The sequence below is a fragment of the Micromonospora sp. CA-248089 genome (assembly GCF_050948515.1).
In the GTDB taxonomy this organism is placed as follows: domain Bacteria; phylum Actinomycetota; class Actinomycetes; order Mycobacteriales; family Micromonosporaceae; genus Micromonospora.
Map to the genome: position 1 here is coordinate 2,425,836 of NZ_CP192016.1, position 20,286 is coordinate 2,446,121.

Annotated in this window: 17 protein-coding genes and 2 pseudogenes; 15 read left to right on the forward strand and 4 right to left on the reverse strand. The window is 73.1% G+C overall.

The window, feature by feature from the left end; genetic code table 11:
* The first annotated feature begins 2 nt into the window (after window positions 1–2).
* Window positions 3–1,325: a glycosyltransferase 87 family protein gene (locus tag ACQP26_RS11575; protein WP_433495700.1), complete on the forward strand. Its 1,323-nt coding sequence runs from the start codon at window positions 3–5 to the stop codon at window positions 1,323–1,325.
* A gap of 122 nt (window positions 1,326–1,447) precedes the next feature.
* On the forward strand, window positions 1,448–2,083 hold the full coding sequence (locus ACQP26_RS11580) for a transcriptional regulator (RefSeq protein WP_433495701.1): 636 nt from the start codon (window positions 1,448–1,450) through the stop codon (window positions 2,081–2,083).
* Here ACQP26_RS11580 and ACQP26_RS11585 read toward each other — a convergent pair whose 3' ends face one another.
* Window positions 2,084–2,650, reverse strand: a complete 567-nt coding sequence (locus ACQP26_RS11585) for a TetR/AcrR family transcriptional regulator (protein ID WP_433495702.1) — start codon at window positions 2,648–2,650, stop codon at window positions 2,084–2,086.
* A gap of 54 nt (window positions 2,651–2,704) precedes the next feature.
* Here ACQP26_RS11585 and ACQP26_RS11590 point away from each other — a divergent pair, with 54 nt between their 5' ends.
* From ACQP26_RS11590 to ACQP26_RS11600, 3 genes are all read left to right on the forward strand, one after another.
* Window positions 2,705–3,766 carry an FAD-dependent monooxygenase gene (locus tag ACQP26_RS11590; protein WP_433495703.1) on the forward strand — a complete coding sequence of 354 codons (1,062 nt, stop codon included), beginning with the start codon at window positions 2,705–2,707 and terminating at the stop codon, window positions 3,764–3,766.
* Between the two features lie 119 nt (window positions 3,767–3,885).
* The gene (locus ACQP26_RS11595) at window positions 3,886–5,451 is read left to right on the forward strand and encodes an MFS transporter (RefSeq protein WP_433495704.1); all 1,566 of its coding nucleotides are present in this window, start codon (window positions 3,886–3,888) and stop codon (window positions 5,449–5,451) included.
* Window positions 5,452–5,462: 11 nt separating this feature from the next.
* Window positions 5,463–6,071: a TetR/AcrR family transcriptional regulator gene (locus ACQP26_RS11600; protein ID WP_269700522.1), complete on the forward strand. Its 609-nt coding sequence runs from the start codon at window positions 5,463–5,465 to the stop codon at window positions 6,069–6,071.
* 32 nt (window positions 6,072–6,103) lie between these two features.
* On the opposite strand, the gene ACQP26_RS11605 is transcribed toward ACQP26_RS11600, so the two are convergent.
* Both ACQP26_RS11605 and ACQP26_RS11610 read right to left on the reverse strand, forming a co-directional pair.
* Window positions 6,104–8,023, reverse strand: a complete 1,920-nt coding sequence (locus ACQP26_RS11605) for a helix-turn-helix domain-containing protein (RefSeq protein ID WP_269706868.1) — start codon at window positions 8,021–8,023, stop codon at window positions 6,104–6,106.
* A 14-nt stretch (window positions 8,024–8,037) separates the two neighbouring features.
* The gene (locus ACQP26_RS11610) at window positions 8,038–8,820 is read right to left on the reverse strand and encodes a 3-hydroxybutyrate dehydrogenase (protein WP_433495705.1); all 783 of its coding nucleotides are present in this window, start codon (window positions 8,818–8,820) and stop codon (window positions 8,038–8,040) included.
* A gap of 184 nt (window positions 8,821–9,004) precedes the next feature.
* Here ACQP26_RS11610 and ruvC point away from each other — a divergent pair, with 184 nt between their 5' ends.
* The 10 genes and pseudogenes from ruvC to ACQP26_RS11660 all read left to right on the forward strand — a co-directional run bounded on the left by ruvC (window position 9,005) and on the right by ACQP26_RS11660 (window position 19,357).
* Entirely contained in the window at window positions 9,005–9,532 is a 528-nt protein-coding gene (ruvC, locus tag ACQP26_RS11615) for a crossover junction endodeoxyribonuclease RuvC (protein WP_281578332.1), read from the forward strand.
* The gene (ruvA, locus tag ACQP26_RS11620) at window positions 9,529–10,131 is read left to right on the forward strand and encodes a Holliday junction branch migration protein RuvA (protein ID WP_269700519.1); all 603 of its coding nucleotides are present in this window, start codon (window positions 9,529–9,531) and stop codon (window positions 10,129–10,131) included. Before ruvC ends, ruvA begins: the two co-directional genes overlap by 4 nt.
* A pseudogene (locus ACQP26_RS11625) lies at window positions 10,128–10,338 on the forward strand (Holliday junction branch migration DNA helicase RuvB); the annotation flags it as partial. The gene ruvA and the pseudogene ACQP26_RS11625, both read left to right, overlap by 4 nt.
* A 164-nt stretch (window positions 10,339–10,502) precedes the next feature.
* A pseudogene (locus ACQP26_RS11630) lies at window positions 10,503–11,096 on the forward strand (LAGLIDADG family homing endonuclease); the annotation flags it as partial.
* Window positions 11,097–11,195: 99 nt separating this feature from the next.
* On the forward strand, window positions 11,196–12,200 hold the full coding sequence (ruvB, locus tag ACQP26_RS11635; RefSeq protein ID WP_433496128.1) for a Holliday junction branch migration DNA helicase RuvB: 1,005 nt from the start codon (window positions 11,196–11,198) through the stop codon (window positions 12,198–12,200).
* Between the two features lie 140 nt (window positions 12,201–12,340).
* On the forward strand, window positions 12,341–12,685 hold the full coding sequence (yajC, locus tag ACQP26_RS11640) for a preprotein translocase subunit YajC (RefSeq protein ID WP_036345294.1): 345 nt from the start codon (window positions 12,341–12,343) through the stop codon (window positions 12,683–12,685).
* A 223-nt stretch (window positions 12,686–12,908) separates the two neighbouring features.
* Window positions 12,909–14,804 (forward strand): protein translocase subunit SecD, encoded by a 1,896-nt coding sequence (gene secD / locus ACQP26_RS11645; RefSeq protein WP_269700517.1) that lies wholly within the window; start codon window positions 12,909–12,911, stop codon window positions 14,802–14,804.
* A 1-nt stretch (window position 14,805) separates the two neighbouring features.
* A complete protein-coding gene (gene secF, locus ACQP26_RS11650; RefSeq protein ID WP_281578329.1) occupies window positions 14,806–15,993 on the forward strand; it encodes a protein translocase subunit SecF in 1,188 nt (395 codons plus the stop codon).
* A gap of 97 nt (window positions 15,994–16,090) precedes the next feature.
* Window positions 16,091–16,657 (forward strand): adenine phosphoribosyltransferase, encoded by a 567-nt coding sequence (locus ACQP26_RS11655; protein WP_120573853.1) that lies wholly within the window; start codon window positions 16,091–16,093, stop codon window positions 16,655–16,657.
* 252 nt (window positions 16,658–16,909) lie between these two features.
* A complete protein-coding gene (locus tag ACQP26_RS11660; protein ID WP_281580014.1) occupies window positions 16,910–19,357 on the forward strand; it encodes a RelA/SpoT family protein in 2,448 nt (815 codons plus the stop codon).
* 72 nt (window positions 19,358–19,429) lie between these two features.
* Here the strand turns inward: ACQP26_RS11660 and ACQP26_RS11665 are convergent, their stop codons facing one another.
* On the reverse strand, window positions 19,430–20,272 hold the full coding sequence (locus ACQP26_RS11665) for a peptidylprolyl isomerase (protein WP_281578328.1): 843 nt from the start codon (window positions 20,270–20,272) through the stop codon (window positions 19,430–19,432).
* Between the last annotated feature and the right edge of the window lie 14 nt (window positions 20,273–20,286).

Consider the following 20,286-nt stretch of genomic DNA (forward strand, 5'->3'; position numbering starts at 1 on the left):
TCATGGCCGTCTCGCGTCTGCGTGCGCTCGCCACCATGGTCCCCGCCGACCGGCCGGCGCCACCGCCGGTCACCCTGCCGTCCTGGTTGCTCCTGCCCGGTCTGTTGGCGTTGGCCGGGTCCCTCGCCGCGTACGCCGTCTTCCTGGACCACGACCCGCTGCGCGGCACCGACCTGTCGATGTACATCGGTGGTGCGCGGTCCTTCCTGCACGGCGAGCCGGTCTACCGGCTCGGCTACACCACGCTGAACCTGCCCTACACCTATCCGCCGATCACGCTGCCGTTCCTGACGCCGCTGACGCTGCTCGACGACCGGGCCGCCCTGTACGTGTGGACCGTGGCGGGCCTGCTGGCGATGCTCGCGACGCTGTGGTTCACCACTCGGATGCTCGGATACCGGGGCGCGCCGGGCCGGCTCGGCCTCGCCGCGGCGGTACTCGCCGTGCTCGTGTGGACCGAGCCGCTGCACCGCACCTTCTACCTCGGCCAGATCAACGTCTTCGTCCTTCTGCTGGTGGTGGCGGACCTGGCGCGGCCGGACCGGAGCCGGCTCAAGGGTGTCGGCATCGGCGTCGCCACCTCGGTCAAGCTGCTTCCCGGCCTGTTCGTGGTCTACCTGCTGCTGACCCGCCGGATCCGGGCCGCCCTGGTGGCCGGGGCGACGTTCGCCGGGCTCACCGTGCTGGGCGCGATCATCCAGCCGGGCGGCTCGTACGACTACTGGATCGCCGGTCGCGCGTTCGACTCGTCCCGGCCGCTCGCGACCTCCGGCCCCCGGTACGCCGCCAACCAGTCCCTCCAGGGTCTCGTGGCGCGCCTGCTCGGCAGCGACGAACTGAACAGCCGGCCGTGGATGCTGGCCGCGGTTCTCGCCGGGATGGCCGGCCTGGCGCTCGCCGTCGCGCTGCACCGGCAGGGCGAGGAGGCGGCCGCCATCGTGGTGGTCGGGTTCACCACGCTCGCCGTCTCCCCGGTGAGCTGGTCGCACTACTGGCTCTGGATCGGCCCGGCGGCGCTGGTCCTGATCGATCTGGCGCGGCGTGCCCGCGGCCCGGCCCGGGTGCCCGCAGCCGTCCTCGCGGTGGCCGCCGTGCTGCCGTTCCTGCTGTGGCCCGGCCGGGACCGCACCGGCGCGACGGTCCCGCGCGGGCTGATCTGGAAGGCAGCCCACATGGAGGGGACGGCGAAGACGCCGGCGGTCGACGCGTACCTGCTGACGGTGCTCGCCCTGGGCCTGATCGCTGCGGTGTGGCTGTCGCTGCGCCGTCGTCGCCGCCCCGTGGCCGCGGCGGAGCCCGTCCCGGTGGAGCGCGAGCCGGTGTGATCCGGCCCACCGGCCCGGTGCCGGGATCGCACCCGGGCCGGACCGGTCCGGCCCGAGCGCATCCAAACCGTGCCGTCGGGCCGAACCCCGGGTAGTGACCGTCTACCCGGGAGGTGCTTCTGGTGGTGACCGAGGCGATGCCGGGCGACGCCGTCGAGGACGTCCGCAAGCACCTCACGCTCGCCGCGGAGGACCTGGACGGCAACCGGGTCGCCGCACTTGTCGTCGAGGCCGCCGGCCGGTGGGGCGTGACGGCGGTGTGGGAGCGGGTCTGCGCGCCGATGCTGGCCGCGCTGCCCGGGCACAGCGCCGTCGAGGTGGCGGTGGAGCACGCCTTCGCCGAGGGGATCCGGTCCGGCCTGGACGCCCTGCTGCGGGAGCCGGGACGGATGTCGCCGGGCGGCGGCATCCTGCTCGCCGCGGCGGAACAGGAACTGCACTGTCTCGGCCTGCACGCGCTCGCCGCCGCGCTGCGGGAGGCGAACCTGGGCAGCGTGCTGCTGGGCGCCGCCCTGCCCTGGCCCGCGCTGGCCAGCGCCGTGCGCCGCAGCCGGCCGCACACGGTGGTGGTGTGGTCGCAGACCCCGGTGACCGGCCGGGCGTACCGGATGGCCCGGTTCGCGCGGGAGTTCCCGTCGGTGGGGGTGCTCAGTGCCGGGCCGGGCTGGATCATGCCACCGGCCGGGCACCTGACGACCCTGTCCGACGCGCTGCGCACCTGCCGCGCTGCGGCCGGGCGCCGCGCCGCCCGGAGCTAGCTAGGCGGACGGGCCGGCGCGGAGGCCGCGCAGCAGCGTGGCGACGGCGGCCTCCGGGTCGACGTCGTCGTCCGGGGCGGCGAGCTGGTTGCTCAGCAGCCCGTCGACGAGTGCCAGGAGCATCCGGAAGTGGGCCGGCGGGTCGGTCGAGCCGAGCGTGGCGAGCAGCGGCTCCCCCCAGCCGGCCAGCCGTGCCCGGGCGGCCTCGATCGCCGGGCGCAGGTCGGGTCGCACGGCGGCCTCGACGAACAGCGCGTACCGGGCCAGCGTGACCCCCCGTTGCTGGTCGGTGAACTCCCGGATCAGCCGGCCGACGACGGCGGCGAACGCGGCGACGTCGCCCGCCGGCAGGTCCGCGGCGAGCCGTTGCCAGGCCGCCGTCTCCACCTCGACGAGCCGGTCGAAGACGCCGGTGACCAGTGCCTCCCGGGTGCGGAACCGGTTCGAGGCGGAACCCTCGGGCAGGCCCGCCTCGGCGTCCACGGCCCGGTGGGTGAGCTGTCGCGGCCCGCCGGTGCCGAGCACCCGGATGGCGGCGTCGAGCAGGAGCGTGCGGCGATCGGTCACCCGGGCAGACTACAGCCGTAGTGCGGATGACTACACCTGTAGTACGGTGACGCCATGGGCGGACGCGCGGTCGTGGTCGGGGGCGGGATCGGCGGGCTCGCGGCGGGCATCGGCCTGCGGGCGGCGGGCTGGGAGGTGACGGTCCTGGAGCGGTCCGCCGCGTTGCCGGACAGCGGCACCGGGCTCGGCATCTGGCCCGCCGCGATGCGCGCCCTGGACGCGCTCGGCGTCGGCGCCGAGGTGCGCCGCCGGGGCAGCCGCCAGGGCGGCGGGTCGATCCGGCGCCCGGACGGCAGCCGGATCGCCGGCATCGACGTCGACCGGCTGGAGCGCCGCCACGGCGAGCCGGTGTACCTGGTCACCCGGCCGGTGCTGCTCGCCGTCCTGGCCGGCGCGCTGCCCGGACCGGTGCTGCGCCTGGACGCCCCGGTGGCCGACCCGGGGCCGCTGCGCGAGGCGTACGACCTGGTGGTGGGCGCGGACGGGATCAACAGCGTGGTGCGCGAGGCGATGTACGGCCGGCGGTATCCGCTGCGCTACGCGGGCGCGGTGGCCTGGCGCGGTGTGGTCGACCTGGACCTGGCCGAGGGTGGCGAGACCTGGGGTCGGGGGCGCAAGTTCGGGCTGACCCCGGCCGGGCCGGGCCGCACCAACTGGTACGCCGCGGTGCGGCTGCCCGAGGGGCACCCGGCGCCGCCCGACGACGCTGCCGAGCTGCGCCGTCTCTTCGGCGACTGGCATCAGCCGGTGCCGCGGGTGCTCGACGCGCTCACCCCGGAGGGGATCCTGCGGCACGAGATCCACGACCTGACGCCGCTGCCGTCGTACGTGTCCGGCCGGACGGTGCTGCTCGGCGACGCCGCGCACGCGATGACCCCGGATCTCGGGCAGGGCGCCTGCCAGGCGCTCATCGACGCGGTCGCGCTCGCCGGCTGCGTCCGCGACGCCGGCGACCTGCCCGCCGGGCTGCGGGCGTACGACAGGCGCCGCCGGCGGCCCACGCAGCGGATCGCGGTGGGCGCGCGGTGGGCGGGGCGGTTGTCCGGCGCGCGGCGGCTGCTGCCGGTGCGGGACGCGGTGCTGCGGCTGGCGCTGGCGGCCGGGCCGCCCGCGTGACCTGAGACACATTCGATACGAACCAGTTCCGTATCGAAACCCGCTCACCTACGCTCGGCTCCGTTACGAGTCTGACCCGTATCGTATTCCGACGCGGGGAAACCGGGGGGAGCACGGACGTGGAACCACACGAGAACACCGGACACCCGAGGAGGTGGGCGATCCTCGGGGTGCTGGTGATCAGCCTCCTCGTGGTCGTCCTCGACAACACCATCCTCAACGTCGCCCTGCGCACCCTGGCCGACCCGGTGCACGGCCTCGGCGCCACCCAGGGCGAGCTGGAATGGGCGATCAACTCCTACACGCTCGTCTTCGCCGGGCTGCTGTTCACCTTCGGCGTGCTCGGTGACCGGCTCGGCCGCCGCCGCTTCCTGATCCTCGGGCTGGCGCTGTTCGGCCTGTCCTCGCTGCTGTCCGCGTACGCGCAGGACCCGGGCCAGCTCATCGCGGCCCGCGCGCTGATGGGCGTCGGCGGCGCGGCCATCATGCCGGTGACGCTCTCGATCATCTCCAACGTCTTCGACCCGCGCGAGCGCGCCAAGGCGATCGGCGTCTGGGCCGGCGCGGTCGGCCTCGCGGTGGCGATCGGCCCGGTGCTCGGCGGCGCGCTGCTGGAGCACTTCTGGTGGGGCTCGGTCTTCCTGATCAACGTGCCGGTGGTGGTGCTCGGCGTGGTGCTGGTCGCGGCCCTGGTCCCCGAGTCCCGCGACCCGAAGCCCGGCCGGGTCGACCTGCTCGGCGTGCTGCTGTCGGTGGTCGGCCTGGTCGCGCTCACCTACGGCATCATCGACGGCGGCGAGCACGGCTTCGACCGCCCGCAGGTGTGGATCGCGGTGCTCGGCGGCCTCGCGGTGCTCGGCTGGTTCGTCGCCCACGAGCTGCGCAGCGACCACCCGTCGCTGGACGTACGGCTGTTCCGGGTGCCCCGGTTCGCCGCCCCGGTGGCCCTGGTCGGGCTGGTCTTCTTCGCCGCCATGGGCGTGATGTTCTTCGGCGCGTTCTACCTCCAACTCGTCCGCGGCTACAGCCCGCTGGAGAGCGGCCTGCTGTTCCTGCCGTTCGCCGCCGCCCAGCTCATCTTCGCGCCGCGCAGCGCCGCGATGGTCCGCCGCTACGGCGGCCGGGCGGTCGCCGCCGCCGGGCTGCTGCTCACCACCGTGGCGCTCGCCGCGTTCGTCTTCATCGACGCGGACACCCCGATCTGGATCTTCTCGGCGCTGGGCTTCCTCCAGGGCGCCGGAATGGCGAACATCATGCCCTCGGCCACCGAGTCGATCATGTCGTCGCTGCCCCGGGAGAAGGCCGGTGTCGGTTCCGCGGTGAGCAACACCGTGCGGCAGGTGGCCGGCGCGCTCGGCGTGGCGGTGCTCGGCTCGGTGCTCTCCGGCGTCTACCGCGACCAGGTCGGCCCGGCGGTGGCTGCCCTGCCCGCCCCGGTACGCGACGCGGCCCGGGAGTCGATCTCCGGGGCGTACGCGGTCGCCGGCCGGCTCGGCCCCGACGCGCCGCGACTGATCGACGCGGCGAACGACTCGTTCGTCTCGGCCATGCACTGGGCGGCGGGCGCCTCCGCGGTGGTGGCCGCGCTCGGCATCGTGATCGTGCTGCGCTGGATGCCGGGGCGGCCGGTCGTCGCCCCCGACGCGGCGCCGGTCACCGACCGGGAGCTGGCCGGTACCGCGTAGGTTCGTGGACAATGTCTGACATGACTTCCACGGCGGATGCTCCGCGGTCGCCCGGGCGACCGCGGAGCACCCGCGCGGACGAGGCGATCATCGACGCCACCCTCGACCTGCTGGCCGAGGGCAGCACCGTCGAGTCGCTGTCCATCGAGGCGATCGCCAACCGCGCAGGCGTCGGCAAGGCCACCATCTACCGCCGCTGGCCGGGCAAGGACGCGCTGCTGCTGGACGCGTTGCGCACGCTCAAGGGCCCCGCGCCCCGCACCGCCGGTCGCTCTGTCCGCGACGACCTGGTGCTGCTGGTCGGCGCCGTGGGCCAGCACGCCGACCCCCGGGTCCGCAAGATCATGCCCTGCCTGGTGCCCGAGGTGAACCGCAGCTCGTCCCACCGGCAGGCGTACGAGGCGATCATCGAGCCCCGGCGCGCGGCGATGCGCGAGGTGCTGCACCGCGGGATCGACCGGGGCGAGCTGCGCGCCGACCTCGACGTCGAGGTGACCATGTCGCTGCTCACCGCGCCGATGCTCACCCAGCGGATGCTGCGCTGGCACCCCGAGCGCGACGAGCGGATGCTGCCCGAGCGGATCGTGGACACGGTCCTGGACGGCCTGCGCGTGCGCTGACCGCGCCGGACCGCCCGGCGCGGTCCGGCCGCTCAGCGGGCGGGCGTGCGCAGCCGGTGCAGACGCAGCGCGAGCTGCACCTCCAGCGCCCGCTCCGGCCGCTGCCAGTCCGCGCCCAGCAGGTGACCGACCCGCTCCAGCCGCTGCGTGACCGTGTTGACGTGCACGTGCAGCTGCTCGGCGGCCCGGGCCAGGCTGCCGCCCACCCCGAAGTACGCCTCCAGCGTCTTCACCAGCGCGGTGCCCCGCCGGGCGTCGTAGTCCAGCACCGGCCCCACAGTGGTGGCGAGGAACCGGGCCACGTCCCGGTCCCCGGCGTCGCCGACAGCGCCCAGCAGCAGCCCGACGAAACCCAGCTCGGCGGTGCTCGCCCCCTGCCCGGCCCGGCCCAGCGCACCCAGCGCGGACAGGCAGCGCTCCGCCTCGGCGAACGTGACGGCCAGCGACGCCGGCCCGGTCGACGGCCCGCTCGCCCCGGCGGTCACCGGGCGGCCGGTCAGCCGGGACAGGTCCCGGGCCACCGAGCGGGCCGCGCCGCCCGCGTCCCGGCCGGGCAGCATCAGCACCACCCGCCCGTCGCGCGCCGCGGCCAGGCCACCCCGTGTCGAGGCGTACGTGGTGGCCCAGGACAGCACCCGCTGCCGGGCCGAGCCGGTCTCGGCGAACGCGTCGTCGCCGACCGCCACCAGCACGTGCGGGGCGTCCAGGTCCACAGCGATCCGGCGGGCCCGCGCGCGCAGCGCGTCGGCGTCGCGCAGCGGCCGGGCGATCAGGTCGTCCAGCAGCTCGCCGCGGACCCGCCCCTCCGCCTCGGCCACGGTCCGGCGGAACAGCAGCAGCAACGCGGTCACCAGCGCGGCGCGCTCCAGGATGCGCTGGTCGGCGTCGACCAGCTCGTCGTCCGGGCGCAGCACCAGCGCGCCCAGGTTCTCCGCGCCGGCCACCACCGCGGCGTACCAGAGCGGGCCCCGGCGCACGCTGCGCCCCTCGGTACGGGAGGCGGCCACCGCCTCCACGATGTCGGCCCGGTCCGGCTCCTCGATCTCGCCGACCCGGGCCAGCCGCCGGCCCTCGGCGTCCAGCGCCAGCAGCGCCCCGCCGAGCACCTCGGTGACCGCCGCCGCCACGTCCTCCATCCCGCCGCCGCGCACCACCAGCGCGGTCATCCGGTCGTGCGCGGCGGCGGCGCGCTCCACCGAACTGCTGTGCGCCCGGATGGTGCTGTTCGCCGCCGACAGCTCCGCCAGCGCCGCCCGGGTCTCGGCGAGCAGCCGCGCGGTGTCGATCGCCACCGCCGCGTGCGCCGCCAGGGACACCAGCAGCGACACCTCCTCGCGGGCGAACGGCCGGGCCGAGCGGTTCGCCGCGTACAGCACGCCGATCACGCTGGAGCCGAGCCGCAGCGGCACGCCGAGGATGGCCACCAGGCCCTCCTCGCCCACCCCGCCGTCGATCTCCCCGGTGTGCCGGAACCGCTCGTCCTCCTGGTAGTTCGAGGTGACGTACGGGGTGCCGGTCTGCGCCACCAGGCCGCCCAGGCCGTCGCCCAGTTCCAGCCGCAGCCGCTGGAACCGGGCCGAGATCGAGCCGTCGGTGACCCGCATGTACGTGTCGCCGCGCTCGTCGTCGTTGAGCGTCATGTACGCCACGTCGGTGCCGAGCAGGATCCGCGCCCGGTGCACGATCGCGCGCAGCACGTCGTCCAGGTCGCGCAGCCCGGCCAGGTCGCTCGCGGTGTCGTACAGGCCGGACAGCTCGGTCTCCCGGCGACGCCGCCGCGCCAGCAGCGCCCGGACCCGCAGCGCCACCACCTTGGCCTGTTCCAGCTCGGCGAGCCGTTCGGCGGGCAGGCCGGCGGCGCGCGCGGCGACCAGCGGGCCCTCGAACTCGACCGCGGCGGCCTCGCGCGCCAGCAGCTCCAGGAACTCGACCGGCGACGACATGACCGACATTGTGCGCGGGGCCACTAGTTCGCCGTCCAGCCCCCGTCGAGGGCGATCGAGGTGCCGGTGAGGAACGCGGCCGGCGGGGAGCACAGGTACGCCACCAGTTCGGCCACCTCCTCCGGCTCGATCAGCCGCTTGATCGCCGCCCGGGCCAGCATGATCTTCTCGACCACCTCGTCCTCGCCGATGCCGTGGGTGGCCGCCTGGTCGGCGATCTGGCTCTCCACCAGCGCGGTGCGCACGTACGCCGGGTTGATGCAGTTGGCGGTGACGCCGTGCGCGGCGCCCTCCAGCGCGACCACCTTGGACAGGCCCTCCAGCGCGTGCTTCGCCGAGACGTACGCCGACTTGAACGGCGAGGCGCGCAGCCCGTGCACCGAGGAGATGTTCACGATCCGGCCCCAGCCGGACGCGTACATCCGGGGCAGCGCCCGGCGGATCAGCAGGAACGGCGCCTCCACCATCACCCGCTGGATGTACTCGAAGCGCTCGACCGGGAAGTCCTGCACCGGCGCGACGTGTTGCAGCCCGGCGTTGTTGACCACGATGTCGGCGTCGACGTCGAGCCGGTCCACCGCCGCCGGGTCGGCCAGGTCGATCCCCACCGCCCGGCCGCCGACCTCGCCGGCCACCGCCTCGGCCGCCGCCACGTCGCGGTCCAGCACCACCACCGTCGCGCCGGCCGCCGCCAGGCGCAGCGCGCAGGCCCGTCCGATGCCGCCGCCACCACCTGTCACCAGCGCGGTGCGACCGGTCAGGTCGACGTGTACGACGTGGGGGACCGCCACGGGTTCTGCCGTCATGGCGCATGAACGTACGAGCCGGGTGCCCCCTGGCACATGGGGTGGCGACACATACTCCACCGCCCGCCTGTGTGGTGCGCCGCGTCACCGCCGGGGCCCGGCGTGTCCGGCCGCCCCGGCGTCGGCGGGCACCAGTAGGGTGTGTCGAACACACGTACTGCTGGCGGCTCGGGGAGGAGGCGGCGTGCGCGTGCTGGGCGTCGACCCGGGGCTGACCCGGTGCGGGGTCGGCGTGGTCGAGGGCGTGCCGGGCCGTCCCTGCACGCTCGTGGCCTACTACGTGGTCTACACCGACCCGGCCGACGACCTCGCGCTGCGCCTGCTGCACCTGGACCGCTCGCTCACCGACCTGGTCGTCGAGCACCGGCCGGACGCGGTCGCGGTGGAGCGGGTGTTCAGCCAGCACAACGTCCGCACCGTGATGGGCACCGCGCAGGCCAGCGGCGTCGCGGTGCTCGCCGGGGCCCGGGCCGGGCTGCCGGTGACGACGTACACGCCGAGCGAGGTGAAGGCGGCGGTGACCGGCTCCGGCCAGGCCGACAAGGCGCAGATGACAGCGATGGTCACCCGGCTGCTGCGGCTGCCCGAGCCGCCGAAGCCGGCCGACGCCGCCGACGCCCTGGCGCTGGCCATCTGTCACGTGTGGCGCGGCGGCACCCGGTCCAAGCTGGCCGCGGCCGCGCAACGGGCCCGACGAGGAGGGACGCGATGATCGCGAGCGTACGCGGCACGGTGACCGCCACCGGCCCGGATCACGCGGTGGTGGAGGTGGGCGGCATCGGCCTGGCCGTGCAGTGCGCCCCCGGCACGCTCGCCGAGCTGCGCGTGGGCCAGCCGGCCCGGCTGGCCACCAGCCTGGTGGTCCGGGAGGACTCGCTCACCCTCTACGGCTTCGCCGACGACGACGCCAAGCAGCTGTTCGAGCTGCTCCAGACCGCCAGCGGGGTGGGTCCCCGGCTGGCCCAGGCGGTGCTCGCCGTGCACACGCCGGACGCGGTCCGCAAGGCCATCGCCAACGCAGACACCGCGGCGCTGACCCGGGTGCCGGGCATCGGCAAGAAGGGTGCCGAGCGGCTGGTGCTGGAGCTGCGCGACCGGATCGGCCCGGTGCCGGTGGGCGCCGACGGCGCGGCCGGGGTGACCGCCGGCGCCTGGCCGGAGCAGGTCCGCCAGGCCCTCGTCGGGCTGGGCTGGACGGCCGCCCAGGCCGAGCAGGCGGTGGCCGCGGTCGCGGAGACCGTGGACGGCGAGACGCCGCCGGTGCCGGTCCTGCTCAAGCAGGCGATCCGCCTCCTGGGCCGGACCCGATGAGCGGGGAGAACCTGGTTTCGGCGTACGTCGACGACGCCGAGCGGGACGCCGAGGCGAGCGTCCGCCCTAAGCGGCTCGACGAGTTCATCGCCCAGCACCGCGTCCGGGACCAACTCGACCTGCTGTTGCAGGGCGCGATGCGGCGCGGCTCCCCGCCCGACCACATCCTCCTGTCGGGCCCGCCGGGTCTCGGGAAGCCGGTGTCCGTGGAGGCTCTGGTCCTGTTGGAGAACGGATCACGGCGTCGGCTCGGTGACATCGAGGTAGGTGACCGGGTCATCACCCGAACCGGGGCGGGCGCCACTGTGCTGGCGGTGCACGAGCAGGGTGAACTGGAGTCGGTCCGGATCCGGACCACGAGCGGACGGGAAGTGGTCGCGGCACCCGACCACCCCTTCTGGACCACCGAGGGCTGGACGAAGGCGGGAGATCTCACCGACCGCGACTTCGTCGCCAACGTCCTGTGCCCGGAACTGGTCGCGGACGCCGTTCAGGACGTCGCCGAGTACAAGCTCGCCGGCTATCTCGTCGGCGACGGATGCACGACGAATCAGGTCACCTTCACGGGGGGTGACGAGGACGTGCTGGCCGACTTCCGGTCTGTTTGTGACCGGATCGGGCACAGCCACGTGACCAGGCCCAACAGTGCCCGTAGTTCGCTGATCCGCATCTCGGGTCTTCAGCCCTGGCTGGCCGAACATGGCCTGCTCGGAAAGAACGCGTGGCAGAAGCGAGTGCCCGACTTCGTCTTCGAGGGTGACGCCTGGCAGGTGTCGGCGTTTCTCGGCGCCTACTTCGCCTGCGACGGCACGGTGAGCCGCCGGGGACGTGATCGGTACGACGTGGTCGTCGAGTTCTACAGCGTTTCACGGGGGCTGCTGGAGGACGTACAACACCTGCTGTTGCGGCTCGGTGTTCAGTCACGGCTCAAGCTCAAGCGCGGCCGTTACCAGGGTCGGCCGCACGAGTCCTGGCGGTTGAGCGTCACCAGCCAGGACGATGTGGCGCGGTTCGCGCAGCGTGTGACGGTGATCGGTGAGCGAGGTCGGCGGCTCGCCGAGTGGATGCCGCGCCGAGATCGATTCGACGAACGGCTCGCCGCCGACCGGGTGGCCTCCGTCGAGGCGGTGGGCCTGCAGGAGTGCCGGTGCCTGACCGTCGACGGCGACCACACCTTCACAGTGAACGACTTCGTGGTGCACAACACGACCCTGGCCAACATCGTCGCCGCCGAGCTGGGCACCGGGATCCGGGTGACCAGCGGCCCGGCCATCGAGCGCTCCGGCGACCTGGCCGCGATCCTGACCAGCCTCGCCGAGGGCGACGTGCTGTTCATCGACGAGATCCACCGGATCGCCAAGCCGGCCGAGGAACTGCTCTACAGCGCCATGGAGGACTTCCGCGTCGACGTGGTGGTGGGCAAGGGGCCGGGCGCCACGGCCATCCCGCTCGACGTGGAGCCGTTCACGCTCGTCGGCGCGACCACCCGGTCCGGCCTGCTGACCGGCCCGATGCGCGACCGGTTCGGCTTCGTCGCGCACCTCGACTTCTACGCCCCGGCCGACCTGGAGGTGCTGCTGCACCGGTCGGCCCGGATCCTCGGCGTGCCGATCACCCCCGAGGGGGCGGCGGAGATCGCCGGCCGGTCCCGGGGCACCCCGCGCATCGCCAACCGGCTGCTGCGCCGGGTGCGCGACTACGCCGAGGTGCGCGCCGAGGGCGTGGTCACGCTGGAGACCGCACGGGCGGCGCTGACCGTCTACGACGTGGACGCGCTGGGTCTGGACCGGCTCGACCGGGCGGTGCTGACCGCGCTGGTCGACTCGTTCCGGGGCGGTCCGGTGGGCCTGTCCACCCTCGCCGTGGCGGTGGGGGAGCAGCCGGACACGGTCGAGGAGGTCTGCGAGCCGTTCCTGGTCCGGGCCGGGCTGCTGGCCCGTACGCCGCGCGGGCGGGTGGCGACCGAGGCCGCTTGGCGCCATCTGGGGCGTACGCCCCCGAATGGTACATTTGGGATGGATGCCCCTCCGGGGCCCGATCTGTTCTCGGTGCAGACCGACCAGCCGTGATCCGTTCGTGATCTGTGCCGCATTCGGTCTTCTCAGGAGCAGGGACTAGACTTCGCCGCGGTTTGTACAGGACGTGAGAATCCGCTTCCGCTGCGGCGCCCTCCGGCGCCGGGACGGAGGCCAACCGGAAGGTCTACACCGTGCTTTACGCAGCAGCGAGTGGCGGGGGAGCCGGCAGTCTGACGCCGATCCTCATGATCGCTCTGCTCTTCGTCGTCATGTACTTCATGATGATCCGTCCGCAGCAGAAGCGCCGCCGCGAGGCCGAGCAGATGCAGTCCGCCCTCGCCCCCGGCGACGAGGTGGTCACCATCGGCGGCCTGCACGGCACGGTCACCGCGGTCGAGGACGAGACGGTCCTGCTCGAGGTCGCGCCGGGCGTGCAGACCCGGTACGCCCGCCCCGCCGTGGCCCGCGTGATCAAGCGCGCCGAGGCGCCGGCGGCCGAGACGATCACCGAGGAAGCCGAGCCGGTCAAGGAGTGACTGCCGCCCCGGACGGGGCAGCGGAATCATCGGTACAAGTGGATAGTTGGGGTCGGCGCCCGGCGCCGGCACCCGGCCGGGCCGTGCGGCGCCCCCGCGCCGCGCACCAGCCGGCGTGCCGTCCTCCGGTGCCGACCCGCCGGAGCAGTCGGGCGGACACCCCCGGCCCGACAGTTGTCGCCGCCGCGGAAGCGGCGCGACCGTACAGGGAGACAGGACAGCCGTGGCACCACCTCAGGGACAGATGCGGCCCGGACGGCAGCTCGCCGTGCTCGGGCTCATCTTCGTCGTCCTCTATCTTTTGGTGTTCTTCTCGGGCGGCGCCAGCGGTGGCTGGAAGGACCGGTTGGAGCCGCGGCTCGGCCTGGACCTCGTCGGCGGCACCCGGCTGACGCTCGAGGCCACCAACACGGTGGACGGCAAGCCCCCGACCGCCGACAACCTCGAGGAGGCCCGCCAGATCATCGAGAGCCGGGTCAACGCCTACGGCGTGGCCGAGGCCGAGGTGGTCACCGAGGGCAACCGCAACATCGTCATCTCCCTGCCCGGCCAGAACCGCGACCTCACCGACGTCGGTGAGGCCGCCGAGCTGCGCTTCCGCAAGGTGCTCAAGGCCACCGACGGCAGTGGTGCCGCGGCCGCGCCCGCGCCGACCCCGAGCGCCTCGCCGTCCGGCGCCGCCACCCCGACCCCGTCGGGCAGCGCGTCGCCGCAGGCGACCACGAGCCCCAAGGTGAGCGGCTCGCCGAGCGCCGGCGGGCAGGGCGGCATGGCCCCGACGCCGAGCGCCAGCGCCTCGGCCTCGCCGAGCGCCGCCGCGCCGAGCCCGAGCGCCAGCGCCGAGCCGGTGCCGCAGAGCATCGAGCAGCAGCGCAAGGCCGTCGAGCAGAAGGTCGGCGCGGCCGCCTGGGCCGCCGCCTCCGGTCTCCAGGCCCCGGCGGACCTGACCACCGACCCGTCGCTGGCCGACAAGCTCAAGCCGTTCGGGACGCTCACCCCGCAGGAGGTCGCCGTCCTGCCGGTCGAGATGCAGTTCAACGTCCCGACCATCACCTGCACCCAGCTCGACACGCGGCCCGCCGCCTCGATCAAGGACGAGAAGCAGAAGGCGGTCGCCTGCGAGTCCGGCGCGAAGTACCTGCTCGACGTCGCGAAGGTGCTCGGCACCGACGTCAAGAACGCCTCCGCCCAGCTCGACCAGACCAGCTCCTGGGTGGTCAGCCTGAACTTCACCGGCAAGGGCCAGGAGAAGTGGACCGCGCTGACCCGCGAGGCGTTCAACAACGAGGGCCAGGCCTGCGACCAGACCGCGCTCGGCCAGGACGGCAAGTGCCGGGTCGCCGTGGTGCTGGACAACGAGATCGTCTCGTCCCCGGAGATCCAGGGCGTGCTGACCGGTGACTCGCAGATCACCGGCAGCTTCGACAACAAGGCCGCGAACGCGCTCGCCAGCCAGCTGCGCTACGGCGCGCTGCCGGTGACCTTCGAGCCGCAGGAGCAGCAGAACGTCACCGCGACGCTCGGCGACAGCCACCTCAAGGCGGGTCTGCTGGCGGCCGGCATCGGCATGCTGCTGGTCATCATCTACTCGTTCTTCTACTACCGTCTGCTCGGCTCGGTCATCTTCCTGAGCCTGGTGCTCTCCGCGCTGCTGGTGTTCGGCGCGCTGGTGGTGCTCGGCCGGTCGATCGGCTTCACGCTCACGCTCGCCGGCATCGCCGGCATGATCGTCTCGCTGGGCGTCGCGGCGGACTCGTTCGTCATCTACTTCGAACGATTGAAGGACGAGATCCGGGAGGGCCGGAGTCCACGGAGCGCGGTGCCGCGCGCCTGGATCCGGGCTCGCCGGACGATCATCTCGGCGAACGCGATCACGCTGATGTCGGCGGTGGTGCTCTACATCGTGTCGGTCGGCGCGGTGAAGGGCTTCGCCTTCGCGCTCGGCCTGGCCACAGTGCTCGACCTGGTCGTCGTTTTCCTCTTCCGCCACCCGATCATGACGATGTTCGCCCGTACCCGGGCGTTCCTGTCGCCGCGGGTCAGCGGTCTGGGCCGGGCGCTGCCGGCCCGGTCGACCGAGCCGGGCACCGCCCGCAACCCGCGTGTCAAGGAGGCCTGAGATGGCTAAGAACGGTCTGGCCGCGCGGCTCTACCGGGGCGAGGCGGATCTCAACATCGTCGGCCGCCGGAACCTGTGGTTCGGTGTGGCGGGTGTCCTGGTCCTGATCGCGGTGCTCAGCTTCGCGATCAGCGGCTTCAAGCTCGGCATCGAGTTCGCCGGCGGCAACACGTTCCAGGTGCCGGCCAGCGTCGGCACGCTGGACCGGGCCGAGCAGACCGTCGACGAGGTGCTGGCCGACGAGGCGCCCGGCGTCGAGGTGGTCAGCGCGCAGAAGGTCGGCAGCACCAGCGGCGAGTTCTACGAGATGCGCACCGGGCAGCTCAGCGCCGAGCAGGCCAACGCGGCCAAGGCCGCGATGGCGCAGGAGTTCGGCATCCAGGCCGACCAGATCAGCGGCAGCCAGGTCTCCGAGGCGTGGGGCAGCCAGGTCACCTCGCGCGCCTTCCTCGGTCTGGTGATCTTCATCGCGGTGGTGTCGATCTACCTGGTGCTGCGCTTCGAGTGGCGAATGGCGGTCGCCGCCATCATCTCGCTGCTGACCAACCTGATCCTCACCGCCGGCATCTACTCGCTCGTCGGTTTCGAGGTCACCCCGTCGACGATCATCGGCTTCCTCACGATCCTGGGCTTCGCGCTCTACGACGTGGTGGTGGTCTTCGACAAGGTGCAGGAGAACACACGCGGCATCACCGCGAACAACAACGTCACCTACGGCGAGGCGTCCAACCTGGCGCTCAACCAGAGCCTCATGCGGTCGCTGAACACCTCGGTCGTGGCGCTGCTGCCGGTCGGCGGCCTGCTCTTCATCGGCGCCGGCCTGCTCGGGGCGGGCACGCTGAAGGACCTCGGCCTGGTGCTGTTCGTCGGTATGGCGGTGGCGTTCCTGACCTCGATCCTGCTGGCCACGCCGCTGCTGGTGCTGCTGAAGAACATGGACCCGCGGATCAGCGCGCACAACAAGCGGGTCGCCGCCCGCCGGGCCGCGATCGCCAAGGGCGAGATCACGCCGAAGGGCCCGCGTACCGCCGCACCGGCCGCCGACGCGCCGATCGACCCGGAGGCGGCCGCGCTGGCCGGCGCCGCACCCAAGGTGGGCGCCCGGCCGGCCGGCAAGCGTCCCAGCGGCGCCCGCGGCGGGCGTCCCGCGGGGGGCGGCGGCAACCGGCCCGGCGGCAAGCGCCGCTGACCGTAGGGCCGGACGGAATCGGTCCGACGGCGTCCGTCATGCTGGACTCACGGCATGACGGACGCCGTCGTCGTTTCGAGAGGACATGGGACGCACCGTGACGGAGACCCACACCGCAGGGGTACGCGGAGACAGCGGCCCGGAGGTCGCCCAGCTCGTCGCCAGCCGGCTGCTGGACGTGCCGGACTTCCCCAAGCCGGGCGTCGTGTTCAAGGACCTGATGCCCCTGTTCGCCGACGGTGAGGCGTTCCGGGCGGTGATCGACGGCATCATCGCGTACCACGGGCGGGACTCGTTCGACACCGTCGCCGGCATCGAGGCGCGCGGGTTCGTGCTGGCGGCGGCGGTCGCGTACGCCACCGGCGTCGGCGTGGTGCCGGTGCGCAAGGCCGGCAAGCTGCCCCGGGCCACGCACTCGGCGTCCTACGCGCTGGAGTACGGCGAGGCGACGCTGGAGGTGCACCAGGACGCCTTCACCGCCGGCCACCGGGTGCTGGTGCTCGACGACGTGCTCGCCACCGGCGGCACCGCCGAGGCCACGCTCGACCTGGTGGAACGCGCCGGTGGGACGGTGGCCGGGTTCACCGTGCTGCTGGAGCTGGGCTTCCTCGAGGGCCGTAAGCGGCTGGCCCAGCGACCGGTCCATGCCCTGTTGACCGTTTGACCGGGCCGGCCCGTCGGGCCGGTCGGCGCCGACCGTCCGGGGGAGCGGTGGCGTACCCTGCGTACGGGTAGCATTGCCCTTTGCCCGACCCGGCCGAGGTGTGTCCGGGGCGGCGAAGGCGCCGGGGCCCGGCCCCGGCGACCGCGTGGAACAAGACCGGCCCCCGGGCCGGTTGAACCAGACGTCGGCCGGACGGCCGGCGCATCCCGGCGAGCGGTGAGGAGGCCGGTGTCCCACGATGTCGTCCCTCCGGTGGAGGGCACGGTGCACCCGACAGGCGACGCGGACGGCTCGGTGACCGAGCGCAGCGGCAACCCGCCGGCCCGGGCGACCGGCGCCACCGGCGGCGCGCCCGACGCGACGGCCGACGGCGGGGCGGTCGTGGTGCCGTTCCCGACCGAGGGTTCCACCGAGTCCACGACCGGCAGCGGTTTCGCCCTGTCCAACGCGCCCACCGGCCGGCGGGTCCGCGCCCGGCTGGCCCGGTTCAACGCGCCCTGGCAGACCTCGCAGGTCAGCGAGGTGCTGGAGCCGCTGATCGCGACCCACCGGGAGAACCACCCCAAGGCCGACGCGCGGCTGCTGCAGCGCGCCTTCGACACTGCGGCGCGGTGGCACTCGGGGCAGTACCGCAAGTCCGGCGACCCCTACATCACGCACCCCCTCGCGGTGGCGACCATCCTGGCGAACCTGGGCATGGACACCACCACGCTGGTCGCGGCGCTGCTGCACGACACCATCGAGGACACCGAATACACGCTCGATGCGATGCGCGCCGACTTCGGCGGTGAGGTCGCGCTGCTCGTCGACGGCGTCACCAAGCTCGACAAGGTCAAGCTCGGCGACGCGGCCAAGGCCGAGACCATCCGCAAGATGGTCGTGGCGATGGCGAAGGACCCCCGGGTCCTGGTGATCAAGCTGGCCGACCGGCTGCACAACATGCGGACCCTGACCTTCCTGCCGCGTCCGAAGCAGGAGCAGAAGGCCAAGGAGACGCTGGAGATCCTGGCGCCGCTGGCACACCGCCTCGGTATGAACACGATCAAGTGGGAGCTGGAGGATCTGGCCTTCGGCACGCTGTTCCCCAAGCGGTTCGAGGAGATCAACCGGCTGATCGGGGAGCACCAGCCGCAGCGCGAGGCGCTGCTGCGCCAGGTGACCCAGAAGGTGTCCACCGACCTGAAGGCCGCCAAGATCAAGGCGGAGACGACCGGGCGGCCGAAGCACCTCTACTCGATCTACCAGAAGATGATCGTGCGGGGGCGCGACTTCAACGACATCTACGACCTGGTGGGTGTGCGGATCCTGGTCGACACGGTTCGTGACTGCTACGCGGCGCTGGGGGTCATCCACGCCAACTGGCAGCCGGTGCCGGGCCGGTTCAAGGACTACATCGCGATGCCCAAGTTCAACATGTACCAGTCGTTGCACACGACTGTCATCGGGCCCACCGGCAAGCCGGTGGAGATGCAGATCCGCACGTACGCGATGCACCGCACCGCCGAGTTCGGCATCGCCGCGCACTGGAAGTACAAGGAGCACAAGGGCACCCCGGTGGTGGGCCCGCCGGCGCACATCGACGAGATGACCTGGCTGCGGCAGCTGCTGGACTGGCAGCGGGAGGCGGCGGACCCGAGCGAGTTCCTGGACGCGCTGCGGTTCGACCTGTCCAGCCAGGAGGTGTACGTCTTCACCCCCAAGGGCGACGTCATCCCGCTGCCGACCGGGTCGACGCCTGTCGACTTCGCGTACGCGGTGCACACCGAGGTCGGGCACAAGTGCATCGGCGCGCGGGTCAACGGCAAGCTGGTGCCCCTCGAGTCGACGCTCTCAAACGGCGACGTGATCGAGATCTTCACGTCGAAGTCCGACACGGCCGGCCCCACGCAGGACTGGCTGGGCTTCGTCAAGAGCCCGCGCGCCCGCACCAAGATCCGCCAGTACTTCAACAAGGAGCGGCGCGAGGAGGCGATCGAGGCCGGCAAGGATGCGATCGTCAAGGCGATGCGCAAGCAGGGCATGCCGTTGCAGCGGATGCTCACCTCGGACGCGCTGATGGCGATCGCCCGGGACCTGCACCTGGCCGACGTGGCCTCGCTCTACGCGGCGGTCGGCGACAGCCAGGTCTCCGCGCAGTCGGTGGTGCAGAAGCTGATGGCGTCCTACGGTGGCGAGGAGGGCGCGGCGGAGGACATCGCCGAGACCGCCGTCGCCACCCGGCCGCCGCGCAGCCGGCAGAGCAGCGCCGACCCGGGCGTCGTGGTCCGCGGCGTCAGCGACGTCTGGATCAAACTGGCCCGCTGCTGCACGCCCGTACCGCCGGACTCGGTGTTCGGGTTCGTCACCCGCTCCGGCGGGGTCAGCGTGCACCGCGACGACTGCGCCAACGCCGAGGACCTGCGCGCCCAGCCCGAGCGGGTGGTCGAGGTGAGCTGGAAGCTCACGTCCGCCTCCACGTTCCTGGTCGCCATCCAGGTCGAGGCGCTGGACCGGCACAAGCTGCTCGCCGACGTGACAAGGGTGCTGTCCGAGGAGCGGGTGAACATCCTCTCCGCGACGGTGACCACCACCCGCGACCGGGTGGCGGTCAGCCGGTTCAGCTTCGAGATGGCCGACCCGAAGCACCTCGGGCACCTGCTGGCCGCCGTCCGCAAGGTCGACGGCGTGTTCGACGCGTACCGGGTCACCTCGGGCGCCTGAGCCGCCCACGCACGCGAAAGCGCCCGCCGGCTGCGATCAGCCGGCGGGCGCTTCGTCGTCGTGCGGGTGCGGTCAGCCGCCCTCGACCGGGCTCATCGTCACCTTGGTCATGGTGATCTCCTTCTTCGGGTGACCACCGCCGGCCTGCTTGGCGAACGCGCCGTCGTCACCGGCCGCGGCGACCTGCTTCACCACGTCCATGCCACCGGTGATGGTGCCCAGCACGGTGTAGTTCGGGTCGAGCGGCGAGTCGCCGTACACGATGAAGAACTGGCTGCCGGTGCTGCCCGGCTGGCCGGAGTTGGCCATCGCGATGACACCCTCCGGGTACGGCGGGCGCTTGTCGGTGGGCAGGTTCTCCTCGGCCAGGTTGTACGACGGACCGCCGGTGCCGTCGGTGTCCCGCCAGCCCTTGCCGGTGGCGCTCGGGTCGCCGCACTGGAGCACCTTGATGCCCTCGGTGACCAGCCGGTGGCACTTGGTGTTGTCGAAGAAGCCCTTGCTCGCAAGGTGCGTGAAGCTGCCGGCGGTGCACGGCACCTTGGTGCGGTCGATCTTGGCGGTGATCGGGCCCAGGTTGGTGTCGATGGTCATCGTCTGGGTGCCCTTGCCCGACTGCTGGGCCGGCGGGAGGCCGACGTCCTTGATCTGCGCCGGACGGCCCTCCTTGGGCACCTCCGTGTACGCGCACTGCACAGCGTCGGCCCCGGCGGCGGTGCCGCCCTGCTTCTCGTCGTCGTCGCCGAGCGCGGCGACGAGCCACACCGTGCCGGCCACGACGAGCACCAGCACCGCCGCGGCCCCGACGATCGCCTGGGTTTGCCGGCGCTTGCGGGCCCGACCGGCCCGTTCCGCCATCTCCCGCTCGAGCTTGGCTCGCGCCGCCGCGCGCTGGCGGTCTCTGGTGGACGTCACGGTCACTCCTCACC

Excerpts from the sequence above, each read along its gene's own strand:
- ACQP26_RS11575 (WP_433495700.1), top strand. The coding sequence starts at position 3 with ATGGCCGTCTCGCGTCTGCGTGCGCTCGCCACCATGGTCCCCGCCGAC.
- ACQP26_RS11590 (WP_433495703.1), top strand. The coding sequence starts at position 2,705 with ATGGGCGGACGCGCGGTCGTGGTCGGGGGCGGGATCGGCGGGCTCGCG.
- ACQP26_RS11600 (WP_269700522.1), top strand. The coding sequence starts at position 5,463 with ATGTCTGACATGACTTCCACGGCGGATGCTCCGCGGTCGCCCGGGCGA.
- ACQP26_RS11605 (WP_269706868.1), bottom strand. The coding sequence starts at position 8,023 with ATGTCGGTCATGTCGTCGCCGGTCGAGTTCCTGGAGCTGCTGGCGCGC.
- ACQP26_RS11610 (WP_433495705.1), bottom strand. The coding sequence starts at position 8,820 with ATGACGGCAGAACCCGTGGCGGTCCCCCACGTCGTACACGTCGACCTG.
- ruvA (WP_269700519.1), top strand. The coding sequence starts at position 9,529 with ATGATCGCGAGCGTACGCGGCACGGTGACCGCCACCGGCCCGGATCAC.
- ruvB (WP_433496128.1), top strand. The coding sequence starts at position 11,196 with ATGCCGCGCCGAGATCGATTCGACGAACGGCTCGCCGCCGACCGGGTG.
- secF (WP_281578329.1), top strand. The coding sequence starts at position 14,806 with ATGGCTAAGAACGGTCTGGCCGCGCGGCTCTACCGGGGCGAGGCGGAT.